Source organism: Pseudoalteromonas sp. ATL1, from assembly GCF_058933015.1.
On the sequence record NZ_JBZYXL010000001.1, the window covers coordinates 1,211,999 to 1,229,122 of the forward strand.

Genomic DNA, 17,124 nt, shown 5'->3' on the forward strand with positions numbered 1-17,124 from the left:
ACTAAGAGGTTACATAGAGCGCAACCTCTTAAACCATCATTTTATGGTGTACCTACAGTACAGCCTTTTGGCAGGTGGTCGGCATCAGCATCACTGACACAAGTCCATTTGAATGCATTGTTAGTTGCATCGGGTGAAAAACTAAACTTTTTACCTGAGATGGCTGAAGCCGCGCTCATTGTAACAGTAATTTTACCATCTGCCGCTACAGCAAGTGCAGAATATGTTCCTGTCGCGGCTAAATCACTCAACGATGGAGTTGTTGATGCCGTGGGGTAACCTCCATTAATTTGGTAGTACTCAGCAATAGCCGTTTTTGCGCCACTAGAGAGCGAAACAGCCTCAGCAGCTTGTGCTCTTGCTACATAATCTTGATACGCTGGCAGCGCGACTGCTGCCAAAATACCGATGATAGCGACTACTATCATTAATTCTATAAGGGTAAAACCACCCTGATTACGTTTTGCCATGATGTGTCTCCTGAAGAAAGTTGTCTAACTTTGTGTATTGTAAGTTAGAAGGATATTAAAATCTTTATCAATTTGCGTGAATATTGACCTTAAGTATAGGCTATTTATGCCCAAGTACCTTATTTTGCAAGGCACTCAGACATAACGAGTTAACCATTGGTCGTACTTTTGTCGTATTTAACGTTTTTATTGCTTTTGTGTCAAATAATTAATGCTAAAAACGAGAAAGAAACGAATGACTTATTGCGCCGCAAAACGCATCGATAAATCGATACTCTGTAAGTTTTTGGTCAATGCACCACTTGAAATAAAATCTACACCCGCTTGCGCGTAAGTGGTTAATGTTTCAAGGGTCATATTACCAGACACTTCCAGTTTGGCTTTGTTTTGGGTCAATGTTACCGCTAGTTGAATATCCGCCACGCTGAAGTTATCTAGCATGATAATATCGGCACCCGCTTGAAGTGCCTGATTTAACTCATCCAGATTCTCAACTTCGACTTCAACAGGTTTATTCGGATGATTACTCTTGGCTTTGCTCACGGCAGCAGCAATACCGCCGCACGCTGCAATGTGATTTTCTTTGATTAAAAACGCGTCGAATAGGCCGATACGATGGTTTTTACCGCCGCCACATGTTACCGCGTATTTTTGTAATGCGCGTAGCCCTGGGATAGTTTTACGGGTATCTAACAGCTGAGTTTGGCTGCCAGCTAAGGCTTTTACGTAGTGGGCTGTTGTAGTGGCAGTACCAGATAACGATTGCACAAAGTTCAAGGCGGTGCGCTCTGCGGTTAAGATAGCGCGTGCTGAGCCTGTTGCGGTAAATAGTTTTGTGTTGGCACTGACCACGTCACCGTCGTTGACTAGCACATTCACTTTGACTTGTGGGTCAACTTGTTTAAACACTTCTAAAATAAGGTCTTTGCCGCAAAAAACACAGTCTTCTCGGGTGATCACATAGGCATTGGCTTGTTCATCTTCAGGTATTAATTGTGCAGTAATATCGCCGTCGGCTGCTGATTGGTAGTTTAGATCTTCATTAAGTGCTTGTTTAACCAATAGGCTAATTAATTCATCAGAGATAAGTTGGCTTTGCATTGTTTTGTCACTTGTATCGGCTATTTTGGTGAGAGTGCGAATTTTACTGTGTTGTACGCTTTTACACAATCGTCGCTAGTGAATTTATAGCAAGCTTGATATGGTAACAGTATGAAAGTTAGAGTGCATTTTTAGATATGTCGCTAGATTGGTTAGCTGATGCAACGCCAAGGCCTTGCAGTTTTTACGACAAACGGCCTGAGCGTGAAGTTATTTCCTTATTGGTGGTACACAACATTTCGTTACCTGCCGGTGAATTTGGCACCGCTTATGTGGACGATTTGTTTACAGGCAATATAGATTGTACCGCGCATGAAAGTTTTAGTGATTTGCGAGGATTGAAAGTATCTGCGCATTGTTTTATTCGTCGAAATGGTGAGATTTTACAGTATGTACCGTTCAGCCAACGGGCTTGGCATGCGGGGGGCTCTTGCTTTGATGGTCGAGCGAATTGTAATGATTTTAGCATTGGTATTGAATTGGAAGGCACGGATGATATTGCCTATACGAGTGAACAATATCGCGCCTTAGTGGCAGTAACAAAGCAATTGATGGTAGCTTATCCTGCCATTACGCCTCAACGTATTGTCGGTCATTGTGATATTGCGCCAGAACGTAAAACAGATCCCGGACAAGCATTTCAGTGGTCACAGTTTTTAGATCAATTAGTAGAATAAAGAGCCAAGGAACATGATTTTAATTTCTATCATTTTAGCACTTGCCATAGAGCGCTTAGCTGCACGTGGTAAATATTGGCAAATGAGCCATTATGCGCATAGTTACCTCACGCATAGCAGCCAGCTTTCGCTTCTTAAATCGTTGTTTAGTTCAGGAGTCGGATTGCTTGTGTGGCTGATATTGCCCAGTATTGCCGTTGCTTTTCTTTACGAGTGGGTTGATTTTTTATTACCTCAGTTGTTGCTGAATGTGGCAATTTTGCTCATTTGTTTTGGTTGTGCAGAGCAAAGAGCGCGTTACAAAGGGTATTTAAATGCCTTAACGCGTGGCGATAATGAAGCGGCCACTTTATATGCGCTACAAATGGGACAAAAACATACAGAGACAGAGGAAAATGGCGAGTGGTTTGGCCAAACATTAGTCTGGATCAACTTTCGTCACTATTGTGCGGTACTGTTTTGGTTTGTGATTTTAGGTGCGCCAGGCGCAGTGCTATATGCGCTTACACGCACATTATTGGATGATATGGCAGATAAAGAACATGCTTTATCAAGCCATCAAAGCCGCTTAAACAGGTTGATGCATAGTCTTGATTGGCTACCAGCAAGAATCGCCAGTTTTGGTTATTTAATTATTGGCAATTTTTCCAAAGGCACCAGCTGTTGGATTAAATATGTGTTTGATTTCAAAGTGTCTAATAGATGCGTTGTTACATCAACGGCGTTGGCTGCTGAGCAAATTGAGCAACAATATTACGGCTGTACTTATGAAGCCACCTGTATGATGCGCCTTGTTAAGCGTAATATTTTGTTTTATTTGGTGTTGATTGCATTACTTACGTTGTTCGGCAATCTAGCTTAATAGTGAGTTATTTTAACTAAAAAGGAGCGCATATGGCGCTCTTTTTTAGTTAATGAGATCTTTTAGCCAATTTTGTTTACGTAGGCGCATGGCCGTTACCAATTTATTGTCTACGTCCATGGTACGCACGTACTCATCGGTAATATCAATTAAGTCACATACACCTGTGACGGCCCAGAGCGCTTCTTCCAACTCTTTGGCTTTATGCATGGCATAATGGCTGACATAACGCAGTTCATTGGCTAAGTAGTCGGTATCAGGGCGGCCTGTTTTTGAAACATGTAAGTGGAAGACAAACAACATCTGTTTGGTCACCGCTTTTTTCAAAAACAAATGTAATGACTCATGGGATTCGCCCTGCTCAATACAGTAACTTTTGATTGCAGATGTCAGGTTTGCTTCATTGGGATCAAAGCTCACAAATAGGGTGTATTTGAGTGGTTTACTGTTGCGGCTATGCTTGCGTAACACGTCGGTTAAATGGCTTTCAACAAAACCACTTGGAAAGAGAGGTTTAATATTAAGCTGCTCTTTTTTACCTTGGTGGTAATACATTAACACTTTGTGGATGGGGGTTGGATATAAGCCAATACCCACGGCACCGAGCGTAAAATAAGAGGTTTCTTTGTGCAAGTAAAACGGAAATTGGCAGACACTTTTCGTCACCATATTTCTAAGTGCGGTAGAAAGGCCCGGAATTCTGGGGGCCTCTTTACAAGGTGTGAGTTTGTCTTTATTACTTTCAATAAGCACTTTGAAAAATTCACTGGCCACTTGCGGCAAGTCTGTTAGTTTGCTGACCTTCAAATTGATGATGGTTTTTGCCTTGCTGACCGCGACCACTTCGTAGCGTAAGTGCTTCAACTCATATTGCTTGGTAATTTTTTGTAGATCGGGCAAATTGAGATGAATAATATCCCCTTTTTTCAAGGTGGTAGGTTCGCTTAATTCGACCTGTAATCCCATTTGAGAAAAATCTAAAGTATGCCCACGTGCTTCGCTTTGATGCTCGTCATGAATGACCACACCTGTTTTATATAAATAGCGTTTGTGCGCACGTAAGTTCACATACTCTAGTGAAATGACTTCTAATTTTGGGGGGGAACTTGCTTTGCCTTTGCCAAAAACTTTTAGCTGGTTAACGAGCGCTTTGTTGAATTTTGTTTGCGCGTAGGCTTCTGTTTGGTGCTTAGTGGTGATGTCAGTCAAAAGCACCAAGTATTTCACATCTTGGATAAGCCCTTGCACTCTCGGAGTCGGTCGCTTATTGAGCTTTTCTATGTTTTTACTGGCATTGGCAGGTAAAGAAAGCGGTATAAACGCGTCTTCATGATGGCTGGGCATGAGCTGAACTTTAAAAGTGCGCCAGCTATTTTTTTGCGCGCCGTAGCCAATGAATAATGCGCGTAACTCTGATTGTTTTGCGAGTTCAAAATCAAATGCAGAGTAATGATATATTTTGCCACTTTTGATATGCGTAAAGCAGTACAAGGTCGCTTCTTTGACTGCATTGGGAAGTGCGAGTAAGTTATTTATGCGGCTTTGAGATAACACTTGGTATAGACAAGAGTTTTTGCTTTCATCTTCAAAATAGTAATTGATAAAGGCGTTATTCTCATTGGTCAAAGCCAGTCTAGGTATTAGATGAGCGCCAATTTGTGAGAAAAACACGAATAGAGAACAAACACGAGGTTGATAATATTGCTCATAGCCTTTGCAAACAATGGCATCCATGGTGTTATCCAGATTGACCTTGTAACGGCGTTTGTTGCCATGGATAAAGCTATTTAAGAATTCATCAAAAGAGCTACTGTTCTCTACAAACGTTCTTTTTAAGCGTACATGCTGGTTTTTTCCTGCGACAGGCTCAGTGGCTACTACCTCGTACTGAATACCATTTTTCAAACCCAGCTCAAACTCTTGTTCCAGACCAATTAACCGAACAATGACTAGCTGTCCCGGTTGAACTCTTTCGTTTGCGGGGATTTTAATCTTTGCACCGCTCAGGGAAATATCTGAAGTCGTGCCACTGGCTGTATGTCCTTTATCTAACTCAATCGACATTTTGATTGAGTAGTTCATACGCTCTTCAATGCGGCTTTCGTAGGAAGCAAATCTCACCAGTTTTGCATGATTTGGCAATTCGGGCACAATGTCGTCAGTGATTGTCTCTTCACTTTGTGCTTTTTTCTGCATAACCCGATAGTTATTTTCGGTTTGCATTACCTCTTCATATACTGCGAGCGTGTATTTGCCATAACGAGCAATTTCTCTTTCAAACACTTCAATGGCTACATCGTCCATAAAGTGTTGTTTACCTTCATACTCATAAGGTTTTACGTCACCAGCGACCTGACCACGCAAGTCGATGAAGCGAGCAATAGGTTGTGATAAGCGAGACATTTCCATTTTCAGCAAGAATCTATCTGGCTTGGAAATATCTTTAGTCATTTGATCAAAAAACTTATCAAAGTCAGGCGAACCTAGCTGTGATTTAAGCTCTTTGATCAAAGGCTGATATTGTTGTAGCTTATCTTCAGGCATAATGACCCATTGTTTTTTCTCTATTCAAGCCGTTGGGCTTATTCGTTATTATAGTTATATCAAGTCAAAACTATGACAATATTAAAGCATAGTTAATTTAATCTAAACAATTCTGTTAACTTAAAGTGCTAGGGCTGCTAAAAAGGCAGCCATATTACCTAGTGATTAAGTAACTTTTATTACAAGCAAAAAGTGTGCCTCAACTTATGGGAAAAAAGAAAACAGCCTTCGTATGTAGTGATTGTGGCGCTGAATTTGCCAGATGGCAGGGGCAGTGTTCAGAGTGTCGAGCATGGAATACAGTAACAGAATTTCGCGTGCCTTCAGTGAAAGCTCCACCGCGTAGTTCTGCAATGGCTGGTTATGCCGGTTTGGTCGAGGCGAAGGTACAAACGTTAGACGAAGTTAATTTAGAAAGTTTGCCACGTTTTAGCACGGGTTTTAAAGAGTTTGACCGCGTACTTGGCGGCGGTGTCGTGCCGGGCAGTGCCATTTTGATTGGCGGCTCACCGGGAGCGGGTAAAAGCACCGTGCTTTTACAAACAATGTGTTTATTGGCGCAAAGCATGAATACCTTGTATGTCACCGGAGAAGAATCATTGCAACAAGTCGCAATGCGTGCCCATCGTTTAGGATTGCCAACCGATAAACTCAGAACGTTAGCGGAAACCAATGTCGAGACGATTTGCCAGCTTGCTTTGCAAGAAAAGCCCAGCATTATGGTCATCGACTCAATTCAGGTGATGCATATGAGTGATGTGCAATCCGCGCCGGGCAGTGTGTCGCAAGTGCGTGAAAGTGCGGCTTATTTGACGCGTTTTGCAAAACAAAATCAGGTTGCTATTTTTATGGTCGGCCACGTGACTAAAGATGGCACTTTAGCCGGACCAAAGGTGCTCGAACACTGTATTGACTGTTCTATTTTACTAGAAGGCAGCTCCGATAGTCGTTTTCGTACTTTACGCGGGAATAAGAACCGATTTGGCGCGGTAAACGAGCTTGGTGTGTTTGCCATGACCGGGCAGGGCCTCAAAGAAGTCAGTAACCCCTCAGCTATATTCTTAAATAGAGGGGAAGAGCAAACGCCGGGATCGCTAGTTATGGTGATCTGGGAAGGCACTCGTCCATTATTGGTTGAAGTGCAGGCCTTAGTGGATTACTCGCAATTAGCTAATCCACGGCGGGTGACGGTAGGCTTAGAGCAAAATCGTTTAGCTATGTTACTTGCGGTATTGCATCGCCATGGTGGTTTACAGGTGGCGGATCAAGATGTGTTTGTGAATGTGGTGGGTGGCGTAAAGGTGTCTGAGACCAGTGCCGATTTAGCACTGATAGTAGCGCTGGTATCAAGCTTTAAAAATTATGCATTAGATCGTCAGCTGGTGGTATTTGGAGAGGTGGGGTTAGGGGGAGAGATCCGTCCCGTGCCATCGGGTCAAGAGCGACTTAAAGAAGCTGCAAAGCACGGCTTTAAGCGCGCGATTGTGCCCAGTGCCAATAAACCGAAAGAGTTGATAGAGGGCATGGAAGTAATCGCGGTGAACAGCCTAAGTGAGGCGCTTGACGCACTTTTCTAACGTGCAGAATATAGTGCTCTGCGGATCTACATTATTACATTGCTATATCTAGCTAGGCGATAATGTCCAAAATAAAAAGCCGCGATAAAGCGGCTTTTTAGATCTGAGCTATAGCATTAGGATCAGTGTAAGATCCTTGCGCGGATCGTACCTTCAACGGCACTCAATTCTTTTAATGCCACTTCGGAGTGGTCGCTATCCACATCAATAACCACATAACCAATGGTATCGTCAGTCTGTAGATACTGTGCTGCGATGTTAATACCATGCTGTGCAAAGGCTTGGTTAATTTGTGTGAGCACTCCAGGGCGGTTTTGGTGTACGTGTAGTAAGCGACTGCGATTGGCAAGTTCTGGTAAGGCAACTTCAGGGAAGTTGACCGCACTGAGCGTTGAGCCATTATCAGAGTATTTCGCGATTTTGCCCGCGACTTCAATACCAATATTTTCTTGTGCTTCTTGTGTCGAACCACCAACGTGCGGTGTCAAAATGACGTTATCAAATTCTCTTAATGGTGAAACAAATTCTTCATCGTTTGATTTTGGCTCAACAGGGAATACATCAATGGCGGCGCCAGCTAATTTTTTATCTCTAAGCGACTCAGCCAATGCGTCAATGTCAACGACTGTGCCACGAGATGCATTGATTAGGATTGCACCTTGCTTCATGACCTCTAGCTCAGCCATGCCAATCAAATTTTTAGTCGATGAGGTTTCCGGTACATGCAAGCTCACAACATCAGCGCGTTGTAATAACTGAGTCATATTTTGGATCTGCTGTGCATTACCTAAAGTGAGTTTGTCTTCAATATCGTAAAACTCCACTTTCATACCAATGTTTTCAGCCATGATACCGAGCTGAGTACCGATATGACCGTAACCGATGATCCCCAGCGTTTTACCACGCGCTTCATAAGAGCCGATGGCTGACTTAAACCACTCACCACGGTGTGCCATGGCATTACGCTGTGGAATACCACGCAATAGTAAAAGGATTTCGCCAAGCACTAATTCAGCAACAGAACGCGTGTTAGAAAACGGCGCATTAAATACGGCGATACCACGCTCTTTGGCTGCTTGCAAATTGACTTGGTTAGTACCAATACAAAAACAACCAATGGCAACTAGCTTTTCAGCGGCATCAAGCACAGACTCAGTCAGGTGGGTGCGTGAACGAATGCCCACAAAGTGGGCGTCTTTAATACGCTCTTGCAGCTCACTTTCAGGTAAGGAAGTTTTGACATAATCAATATTACTGTAGCCATTACGCTTAAGCGTTTCTACAGCACTTTGATGCACACCTTCCAGTAGCAAGATCTTAATTTTATCTTTTGCTAACGATACCTTACTCATGACATTTTCCTGTTAATTAATGTTTGGCCCTTGCTCGGTGCCAGTAATAACTATGTCAGCGCCGCGTTGGGCAAATAGCCCGTTTGTCACAACACCAACAATTTGATTAATTGTTTGTTCCAGTTCTTTAGGTGACTGTATTTGCAAACCATGTACATCAAGAATCACGTTGCCGTTATCTGTCACAACACCTTGGCGATAAACTGGATCACCACCTAACTTCAGTAGCTCTCGCGCAACATAACTGCGTGCCATCGGGATCACTTCAACTGGCAGTGGAAATGCGCCCAAGGTTTCAACATGCTTACTCGAGTCTACAATACAAATAAATTTCTTAGCGACAGCGGCCACGATCTTTTCTCGGGTTAATGCTGCGCCACCGCCTTTGATCATATCGTTGCTGGCGTTGATTTCATCTGCGCCGTCAACGTACACATCAAGCGCGTCTACATCGTTTAGCTCAAACACTTCAATGCCAAGCGCTTTTAATTTTTCTGTTGACGCTTCAGAGCTGGATACCGCGCCTTTTATTTGCTCTTTAATGCTGCCTAATGCATCAATAAAGTGGTTAACGGTAGAGCCTGTACCAACACCAACAATGGTGTCTTTTTCTATGTATTGTAGAGCAGCCCATGCCGCCGCTTTTTTCATTTCATCTTGGGTCATTACGTAATTCACTGTGTTGTCAAAAAGAACAGCGCCAGTATATCGTAATTGTGCATCTAAAATGAGTTTGTTTGTGCCTTACCAATGATAAAATTTGCTGGGTGTAATTATTTGCTGCAAAGGTACATCCCAAGCTTCAGTTGGCAGTTGTTCTACTTTCTGACAATCATGGGCAAGGCCGATTAACTCGGGTTTGCACATGGCTTCTTTGTAGTATCTTGCCAATGTTTTATCATAGTATCCGCCGCCCATACCCAGCCGGTTACCTTGTTCATCAAACGCGACTAGTGGCATAAGCAGGTAATCAAGTTCGTAAAGCGGACAAATATGACTGCAATTCAACTGTGGTTCCAAGATAGCATAGCGATTAAGCTTCATGGGTGAATTTTCTTCATATTTCTGAAAGAGCAAAGTAGTGCCATTGAAGGGGTGAATTACGGGGAGGTAAACTTGGTGTTTTTTTGATGTAAGCGATTGAATTAGTTTGAAAGTGTCAAGTTCTCCATCATTACTTAAATAGAGCCCAATTCGGGCGTTTTTAGGTGGTTTTTTGTGTTGAAAAAAATTAATATTAATTTTTTTCGCGGCCTGTTCTTGTTCTAATTCACTAAGGTTATTTCTAGCTTTTCTTATTTTCTTTCGAATTTCTGCACGAGAAAGTGTTGGAGTTTCGTTCGTTATTGTCATGAGTATTCACGCTTACATGTTAAACCATTGCGGATACATGATAGCGACCGCAAGTACAACAAGCAGTACCACCAACACACTGGCAAGTATATACAGTAACTTCCGTGTGGGTGGTTGTTTATTGGGTTCAATATCCAAATCGTAATCTTCCAGAAACTCATCTTCTTGCCAAGATTGTTCGGGATCGTCATTGGTTTGTATTTCAATCTCGGGTAAGCGTTGTTCTAGGTCTTCTAGGCGTTCTTCGATGCGGATCAAGCTGCTGGTGATGTAGTCTAGCGCTTCAAAAATGCGTTCATCACGCTGACTTTGCGCTGAACTGGCGTTGTTGCTTTCGATAGAAATTAATTTCGACTTTATGCCCAGACTGGCGAGCAGTTTAGCCTGCTTCATACACTTGGTTTTGTCTGCGGGTGCAAATAAAGGTTTACCAGCTAAGAATGCATCTGCTTTTTGTGCCGTAATATTTAACTTTGCCATTAATCTTTTAACGGCTTGCTCTGTTGAGGTACTTTCTTCAACTGATACAAATGCAACGCGGTACGTTTGCGACATGATGCCTTCCTTAAACACTGCTAATGCTTTGAGTATACCGAAATTTTTATATGTTGCGAATGTGTTATGAGGGGTTTGAGATTAATGCGAAGGAAATAAGGCCAGCGAATGCTGGCCTAGCAGAGTATAAATTGTTATTGCTCTCTGGCTATGGCGCGATAAGCAATATCTGTACGATACTCAACGCCTTCCCAGTGAATGTCTTTGACCAGTGAGTAAGCACGCTTTTGCGCTTCAGTCACCGAATGGCCTAATGCAGTTGCACACAGTACGCGACCACCGGCTGTCACAACATCTTCACCGTCTTGTTTAGTCCCAGCATGGAACACCTTTTCCCCTTCAGGGTAGCTTACTTGTAAGCCGGTGATCACATCGCCTTTCGGGTAATTGCCTGGATAACCTTTAGCGGCGAGTACCACGCCAACAGCTGCACGAGGGTCGAATTTGATATCAAATTTATCAAGCTCTTCTCGATTTGCCGCTTCAATTAATTCAACTAAGTCTGATTGCAAGCGTAACATGATAGGCTGTGTTTCAGGATCACCAAAACGACAGTTATACTCAATGACTTTTGGCGTACCATCGGCGGTGATCATCAGTCCAGCGTATAAAAATCCAGTATATGGGTTGCCTTCGCTCGCCATGCCTTCAACCGTCGGGTTGATCACTTCATCCATAATACGTTGATGGATCTGTGGAGTCACCACAGGAGCCGGTGAGTATGCACCCATACCGCCTGTGTTTGGACCTTCATCGCCATTGTATGCACGCTTGTGATCTTGGCTTGTGGCAAATGGCAGCACATTTTTACCGTCAACCATCACGATGAAAGAGGCTTCTTCACCTTCAAGGAATTCCTCGATAACCACTCGGCTACCCGCTTCACCAAAGGCGTTGCCTGCCAGCATATCGCGGATAGCTTCTTCGGCTTCAGCTTCAGTCATGGCAACGATCACGCCTTTTCCTGCTGCTAATCCATCTGCTTTTACAACAATCGGCGCACCTTGTTCTTTCAAGTATGCCAATGCGGGCTCGACTTGTTCAAAAGTTTGGTACTCAGCCGTTGGAATGTTGTGGCGAGCTAAAAAGTCTTTAGTAAATGACTTCGACCCTTCCAGTTGTGCTGCTGCGGCTGTTGGGCCAAAAATAGCTAACCCTTCCTCACGGAAACGGTCAACAACGCCAATGACCAGTGGCGCTTCAGGGCCAACAATAGTCAGTTCAACTTTGTTGTCTTTTGCGAAAGCAACAAGGGCTTCAATATCTTCAACGCCAATGGCAACGTTGCTTAGTTTTGGCTCTAGAGCCGTACCAGCATTACCTGGTGCTACGAATACTGTTTTTACCGATGGGTTTTGAGCGGCTTTGAACGCAAGTGCGTGTTCACGGCCGCCACTGCCAATGACTAGTACATTCATGGCGTTTGGTTCCTATTTAAAGCTTTTTAAATTTTAGAGTCATGCGATCGCTTTCCCCAATAGCTTTGTATTTGTCAGCTTGCTCGTCACCTAGCGCTAAACGCGGTGGTAGTGTCCACACACCTTTAGGGTGATCAGCTGTATCTTTTGGGTTGGCGTTAATATCGCTTTGTGCCACTAATTCAAAACCTGCTTGTTTAGCTACTTCAATCACATAGCTTTGCTTCATATAACCTGAGCGTTTTTGATCTGCATCTTCTCTGTTTTCCGGCAAGCGGTGTTCAACTACACCTAAAATGCCGCCCGGTTTAAGCGCTTTATTAAAAGCTTTAAAAGCACTTAGCACACCTTGATGATCTTTTTGCATGTACCAATTGTGCACATTGCGAAAAGTGAGCACCATATCTGCACTGCTAGCAGGCGCTATATCATTGTGAGTCACAGGTGCAAATTCGGTAATTTTTACTTCGCTGAAACGTGTATCGTTCGCCACTTTCTCTTTAAAGCCAGCTAAAGAACGTTGGTAGTAACCAATTTCTGAGTCAGCAGGAAAGTGTGCCGCATAATAAGTACCATGGCCTTTTAGTGCCGGTGCTAATACTTCCGTGTACCAACCGCCACCAGGGGCAATTTCTACTACGGTCATACCGTCTTCTAAGCCAAAGAACTCTAGTGTTTCTACTGGATTGCGATATTGATCACGAGCACGGTTTGCTTCAGAGCGTTCGCCACTTTGTGTCGCAGACACAAGTGCGGATGAACTTTTTACTGATGCAGTGGTGTCGTTTGTCGCATTACAGCCAGAAATTGCGGTGACAATGGTTGCAGCAAGTAGTGTTTTTAAACCAAATTTCATTTTCTGTTCCTTCACTTTTGTGATTGTGTTTTAAGCAGAATACTTGAAACTAGCACAAACAAAAAGCGCGAAACGTTAAACGGTTCGCGCTATGAGATTTAGTGACGGAAATGGCGCATACCGGTAAACACCATTGCCATACCCGCTTCGTTAGCAGCGGCGATGACTTCCTCATCGCGCATTGAACCGCCTGGCTGGATAACAGCAGTAATGCCTGCTTCTGCAGCGGCATCAATGCCGTCACGGAATGGGAAGAAAGCGTCAGATGCCATGACTGAACCTTTAACTTCTAAGTTCTCATCAGCGGCTTTAATGCCGGCGATTTTAGCTGAGTATACGCGGCTCATTTGGCCTGCACCGACACCAATGGTCATGCCATCGCGTGCGTAAACAATCGCATTTGATTTAACAAATTTGGCGACTTTCCAGCAGAACAGTAGGTCTTTGAGCTCTTGTTCGGTCGGTTGACGCTTAGAAACCACAGTTAAGTCGGCTAATGTCACCATACCTTGATCGCGGTCTTGTACTAGAATGCCACCATTAACGCGTTTAATGTCTGCTTGCGTGGTTTTGTTGTTCCACTGACCACACTCTAAAAGGCGGACATTTTTCTTTGCTGCAACAATTTGTGCGGCTTCTTCAGAGACGCTTGGCGCAATGATCACTTCAACAAATTGGCGAGACACAATAGCTTCTGCCGTGTCACCGTCTAACTCGCGGTTAAAGGCAATAATGCCGCCAAACGCTGAAGTAGGATCGGTTTTGAAGGCGCGGTCATAGGCTGCAAGAATGTTTTCGTCTACGGCAACACCACAAGGGTTGGCATGTTTTACAATCACACAGGCAGGCGCGTCGAATTCTTTTACGCACTCAAGCGCTGCGTCAGTGTCTGCGATGTTGTTAAACGATAGCGCTTTACCTTGCAATTGTTTTGCCGTAGCAACCGACGCTTCTTGTAAGTCGTTTTCAACGTAAAAAGCAGCATCTTGGTGGGAGTTTTCACCGTAACGCATATCTTGCTTCTTAGTAAATTGCATATTGATAGTGCGCGGGAACTTAGTTTCAACGGCGGCTTCTTCTGTGTAGTCAGGCACCATTTTACCAAAGTAGTTGGCGATCATACCATCGTACGCTGCAGTGTGTTCATAAGCAGCAATCGCTAAGTCAAAACGTGTGTTGTAGGTTGTAGAACCATTGTTCTCTTTAAGTTCAGCAATAACACGGTCGTAGTCGCTGGCATTAACAACAATCGTAACGTCTTTATGGTTTTTAGCCGCTGCGCGCACCATAGTTGGACCACCAATATCGATGTTTTCAATCGCGTCTTCTAGGCTACAGTCAGCTTTTGCAACAGTTTGTGCAAAGGGGTATAAGTTAACCACAACCATATCAATCGCAGAGATATTGTTTTCTGCCATTACATCTTCATCCTGACCACGGCGAGCAAGAATACCGCCATGAACTTTGGGGTGAAGGGTTTTTACGCGACCATCCATGATCTCAGGGTGACCTGTGTAGTCAGATACTTCCGTAGCGGCAACGCCATTTTCCGTTAATAGCTTAAATGTACCGCCTGTAGAAAGTAGCTCTACGCCTTGAGCGCTTAGTGCGCGGGCAAATTCAACGATACCGGTTTTATCTGACACACTTAAAAGTGCGCGACGAATTGGACGATGTATATCCATGATGGTTTAGGTTTCCTCAAGATAAGTTAAGGGGCTAGCTTAGAAGGGCGCTATTTTAGCCTAAAATCCGTAAGAAAACGATCATAAACCGCCTTGAGCGCTTGAGAATTTGTGATTTTACTTTTCAAGCAAGACGTTAGCCTTGGTGAGCAAGGGGGAAGCGGCGACTGAAACTAAAAAAGCACCCGAAGGTGCTTTTTTAACAGAATAAACTAATTGGGATTAGTTCATGCCGTATTTTTTAAGCTTTTTACGTAAAGTACCACGGTTGATACCTAGTAAGATCGCTGCACGAGTTTGGTTACCACGAGTGTAAGTCATTACTTCTTCTAGTAACGGTGCTTCTAGCTCTGAAAGAACAAGATCGTAAACGTCTTGTACATCTTGACCGTTAAGCTGCTTTAAATAGTGATGAACAGCTTTTTTTACTGCATCGCGTAAAGGTTGCGGTTTCTCTTGTGACTGAACATGAGCGTTAGTGATAAATGGAGAAGTCACATTTTGTTCGAACATCATTATGTCTCTTTCTTTCTTAGTTAGCTGCTAGTGTTTTAAAGTATTGTTCCAATGCCTCGATCTGCTCATCTGGCGTCTCAAGAGCATTAAATACTCGCCTAAACTGACCTGCTTGGTCATGGGTTTGCAAATACCAAGACACATGCTTGCGTGCGATGCGCGCTCCCATTGGCTCACCGTAAAACTGATGGAGGTTAACTAAGTGCTCCATCAAAATACTACGTACCTCAGACACGGCTGGGGCGGGTAGATGTTTTCCAGTTCGCAAAAAGTGGTCTATTTCCCTGAATATCCAGGGGCGACCTTGGGCGGCTCGACCAATCATGATGGCATCTGCGCCCGTATAATCCAGTACCTGCTTCGCTTTTTCTGGTGATGTAATATCACCATTCGCAACCACAGGAATTGATACTGAACGTTTAATATCCCTAATAGTGGCGTACTCCGCTTCACCTTTATACATACATGCTCGAGTACGACCATGCACTGCCAGTGAGGCGATGCCATTACGTTCAGCTATTTTGGCAATCTCTACGCCGTTGCGGTTGTCTGTATCCCAACCGGTGCGTATCTTGAGTGTTACAGGTACTTCAACCGCATTCACGACAGCTTGAACTATCTGTTCCACTAACTGTGGATACTGCAACAAAGCAGAGCCTGCCAGTTTTTTGTTCACTTTCTTTGCAGGGCAGCCCATATTGATATCTATGATCTGCGCCCCATTTGCTACATTGAACTGTGCCGCTTGAGCCATCAATTCAGGATCAGCTCCAGCTATTTGCACTGAACGAATTCCAGATTCACCACTATGATCCATTCGGTTCATCGATTTATCTGTTTTCCATACTTTCGGATTCGACGACATCATTTCCGATACGGCTAAGCCTGCACCCAAACGACGACAGAGTTGTCGAAAAGGTCTATCGGTTATGCCCGCCATTGGCGCGACAATAATGTTGTTTTCAAGTTGGTATGGACCAATACGCACAGTAGTTCAATTGCCTCTTTTCAAGGGGCGCTAAGTTTACGGTTTTTTTTGCAAAAATCAAAGGCTATAAATTGAACATTATTGCTTTTTTTTTGAACTTTCTGGGTTGACTTTTTATAACATTTTGAGTCGCTGGTTTATTTGCTTGGTTTTTAATCAAATTACGAGTTGGTCGGTTATTTTTGATACGAGAATAAGGCTGTGAAAAAACAGTAAAGCCTGTTAAACACAGGCTTTAGCTGTTACAAGTTACTAACTGAGATGTGTGTGATGTGGGTTATTTCTTAACGCCACTGACGCGTGTCCACTCGCCTTCTTGTGCAATATCATCAAGTGTAACAAAAGGCGCATAAACGTCAGCAACCGATTGTGCTTGTTCTTCTAAGATGCCTGACATCGCAAGTTGTCCATTGGGTTTCAAGAAGCCCAAAATGATTTCATGGAGCTCGCGAAGCGGTTGTGCAAGAATATTGGCCACAACTACGTCAGCGCTGAATTCTGGTTGGTTTTCAGGCAAATAGACTTCTAATTGATCTGCCACGCCATTGCGCTGCGCATTATCTAAACTCGCAGCAAGCGCTTGCGGGTCAATATCGATACCAATTACGCGCTCAGCGCCAAGTTTAATGGCTGCGATCCCTAAAATACCTGAACCACAACCAAAATCGACTACGGTTTTACCGGTTAAATCTATGCTTTCAAGCCATTTTAAGCACAATGCCGTAGTCGCATGCGTGCCAGTGCCAAATGCAAGACCTGGGTCGAGTAGTACGTTAACGGCATCTGGATCGGGAATATCGCGCCAGCTTGGACAGATCCACAGGCGTTCTCCGAACTGGATTGGGTAGAAGTTATCCATCCATTCTCTTTCCCAATCTTTATCTTCGAGTTGTTCGATCTTATAGGTTAATTTCTCTTCGCTGTTTGACTGTAAATAAGCGACCACAACGTCCATATCGTGTGCGGCATCAAATAAGCCAATCACCGTTGTATCAGGCCATAAAATCACTTCACCCGGCTTAGGCTCATATACCGGGTTATTACTGCCATCAACGAAGGTGACGGATGGACAGCCAACATCAAGGAGTAAGTCACTTAATTGGTCGGCGGTTTCTTTATTAGCGTGAATGCGGATTTGGATCCAAGCCATGATTGTTCCTAAATTTTCAA

16 protein-coding genes are annotated in these 17,124 nt (G+C 43.7%); 3 read left to right on the forward strand and 13 right to left on the reverse strand.

All coding sequences use genetic code 11. The features are described from left to right. Window positions 1–41 precede the first annotated feature (41 nt). Entirely contained in the window at window positions 42–470 is a 429-nt protein-coding gene (locus AC5FX4_RS05380) for a pilin (protein WP_493605447.1), read from the reverse strand. A gap of 240 nt (window positions 471–710) precedes the next feature. Beyond that, entirely contained in the window at window positions 711–1,571 is an 861-nt protein-coding gene (gene nadC, locus AC5FX4_RS05385) for a carboxylating nicotinate-nucleotide diphosphorylase (RefSeq protein WP_493605448.1), read from the reverse strand. Between the two features lie 137 nt (window positions 1,572–1,708). On the opposite strand from nadC, the gene ampD reads away from it, so the two are divergent. Then, window positions 1,709–2,248: a 1,6-anhydro-N-acetylmuramyl-L-alanine amidase AmpD gene (gene ampD, locus AC5FX4_RS05390; RefSeq protein WP_493605449.1), complete on the forward strand. Its 540-nt coding sequence runs from the start codon at window positions 1,709–1,711 to the stop codon at window positions 2,246–2,248. Between the two features lie 13 nt (window positions 2,249–2,261). Beyond that, complete coding sequence (ampE, locus tag AC5FX4_RS05395) at window positions 2,262–3,110, forward strand: beta-lactamase regulator AmpE (protein WP_493605450.1); 849 nt, start codon at window positions 2,262–2,264, stop codon at window positions 3,108–3,110. Window positions 3,111–3,155: 45 nt separating this feature from the next. Here the strand turns inward: ampE and AC5FX4_RS05400 are convergent, their stop codons facing one another. Then, window positions 3,156–5,654: a PilZ domain-containing protein gene (locus tag AC5FX4_RS05400; protein ID WP_493605451.1), complete on the reverse strand. Its 2,499-nt coding sequence runs from the start codon at window positions 5,652–5,654 to the stop codon at window positions 3,156–3,158. 206 nt (window positions 5,655–5,860) lie between these two features. Between AC5FX4_RS05400 and radA the strand changes: the two genes are divergently transcribed. Further along, window positions 5,861–7,231, forward strand: a complete 1,371-nt coding sequence (gene radA, locus AC5FX4_RS05405) for a DNA repair protein RadA (protein WP_493605452.1) — start codon at window positions 5,861–5,863, stop codon at window positions 7,229–7,231. Window positions 7,232–7,353: 122 nt separating this feature from the next. Here radA and serA read toward each other — a convergent pair whose 3' ends face one another. The 10 genes from serA to prmA all read right to left on the reverse strand — a co-directional run bounded on the left by serA (window position 7,354) and on the right by prmA (window position 17,104). After that, window positions 7,354–8,583, reverse strand: coding sequence for a phosphoglycerate dehydrogenase (serA, locus tag AC5FX4_RS05410; protein WP_493605453.1), 1,230 nt, complete (start codon window positions 8,581–8,583; stop codon window positions 7,354–7,356). A 12-nt stretch (window positions 8,584–8,595) separates the two neighbouring features. Further along, window positions 8,596–9,249, reverse strand: a complete 654-nt coding sequence (rpiA, locus tag AC5FX4_RS05415; RefSeq protein WP_493607777.1) for a ribose-5-phosphate isomerase RpiA — start codon at window positions 9,247–9,249, stop codon at window positions 8,596–8,598. Between the two features lie 78 nt (window positions 9,250–9,327). Next, on the reverse strand, window positions 9,328–9,936 hold the full coding sequence (locus AC5FX4_RS05420) for a 5-formyltetrahydrofolate cyclo-ligase (RefSeq protein ID WP_493605454.1): 609 nt from the start codon (window positions 9,934–9,936) through the stop codon (window positions 9,328–9,330). Window positions 9,937–9,948: 12 nt separating this feature from the next. Continuing rightward, entirely contained in the window at window positions 9,949–10,491 is a 543-nt protein-coding gene (locus AC5FX4_RS05425) for a hypothetical protein (protein ID WP_493605455.1), read from the reverse strand. A 134-nt stretch (window positions 10,492–10,625) separates the two neighbouring features. Then, window positions 10,626–11,909: a phosphoribosylamine--glycine ligase gene (gene purD, locus AC5FX4_RS05430; RefSeq protein WP_493605456.1), complete on the reverse strand. Its 1,284-nt coding sequence runs from the start codon at window positions 11,907–11,909 to the stop codon at window positions 10,626–10,628. Between the two features lie 16 nt (window positions 11,910–11,925). Then, entirely contained in the window at window positions 11,926–12,765 is an 840-nt protein-coding gene (locus AC5FX4_RS05435) for a class I SAM-dependent methyltransferase (protein ID WP_493605457.1), read from the reverse strand. Window positions 12,766–12,863: 98 nt separating this feature from the next. Further along, window positions 12,864–14,450 carry a bifunctional phosphoribosylaminoimidazolecarboxamide formyltransferase/IMP cyclohydrolase gene (purH, locus tag AC5FX4_RS05440; RefSeq protein ID WP_493605458.1) on the reverse strand — a complete coding sequence of 529 codons (1,587 nt, stop codon included), beginning with the start codon at window positions 14,448–14,450 and terminating at the stop codon, window positions 12,864–12,866. A 222-nt stretch (window positions 14,451–14,672) separates the two neighbouring features. Next, on the reverse strand, window positions 14,673–14,963 hold the full coding sequence (gene fis, locus AC5FX4_RS05445) for a DNA-binding transcriptional regulator Fis (protein WP_005491017.1): 291 nt from the start codon (window positions 14,961–14,963) through the stop codon (window positions 14,673–14,675). 19 nt (window positions 14,964–14,982) lie between these two features. After that, the gene (gene dusB / locus AC5FX4_RS05450; RefSeq protein ID WP_493605459.1) at window positions 14,983–15,954 is read right to left on the reverse strand and encodes a tRNA dihydrouridine synthase DusB; all 972 of its coding nucleotides are present in this window, start codon (window positions 15,952–15,954) and stop codon (window positions 14,983–14,985) included. Between the two features lie 277 nt (window positions 15,955–16,231). Beyond that, window positions 16,232–17,104, reverse strand: coding sequence for a 50S ribosomal protein L11 methyltransferase (gene prmA / locus AC5FX4_RS05455; RefSeq protein WP_493605460.1), 873 nt, complete (start codon window positions 17,102–17,104; stop codon window positions 16,232–16,234). Window positions 17,105–17,124 lie beyond the last annotated feature (20 nt).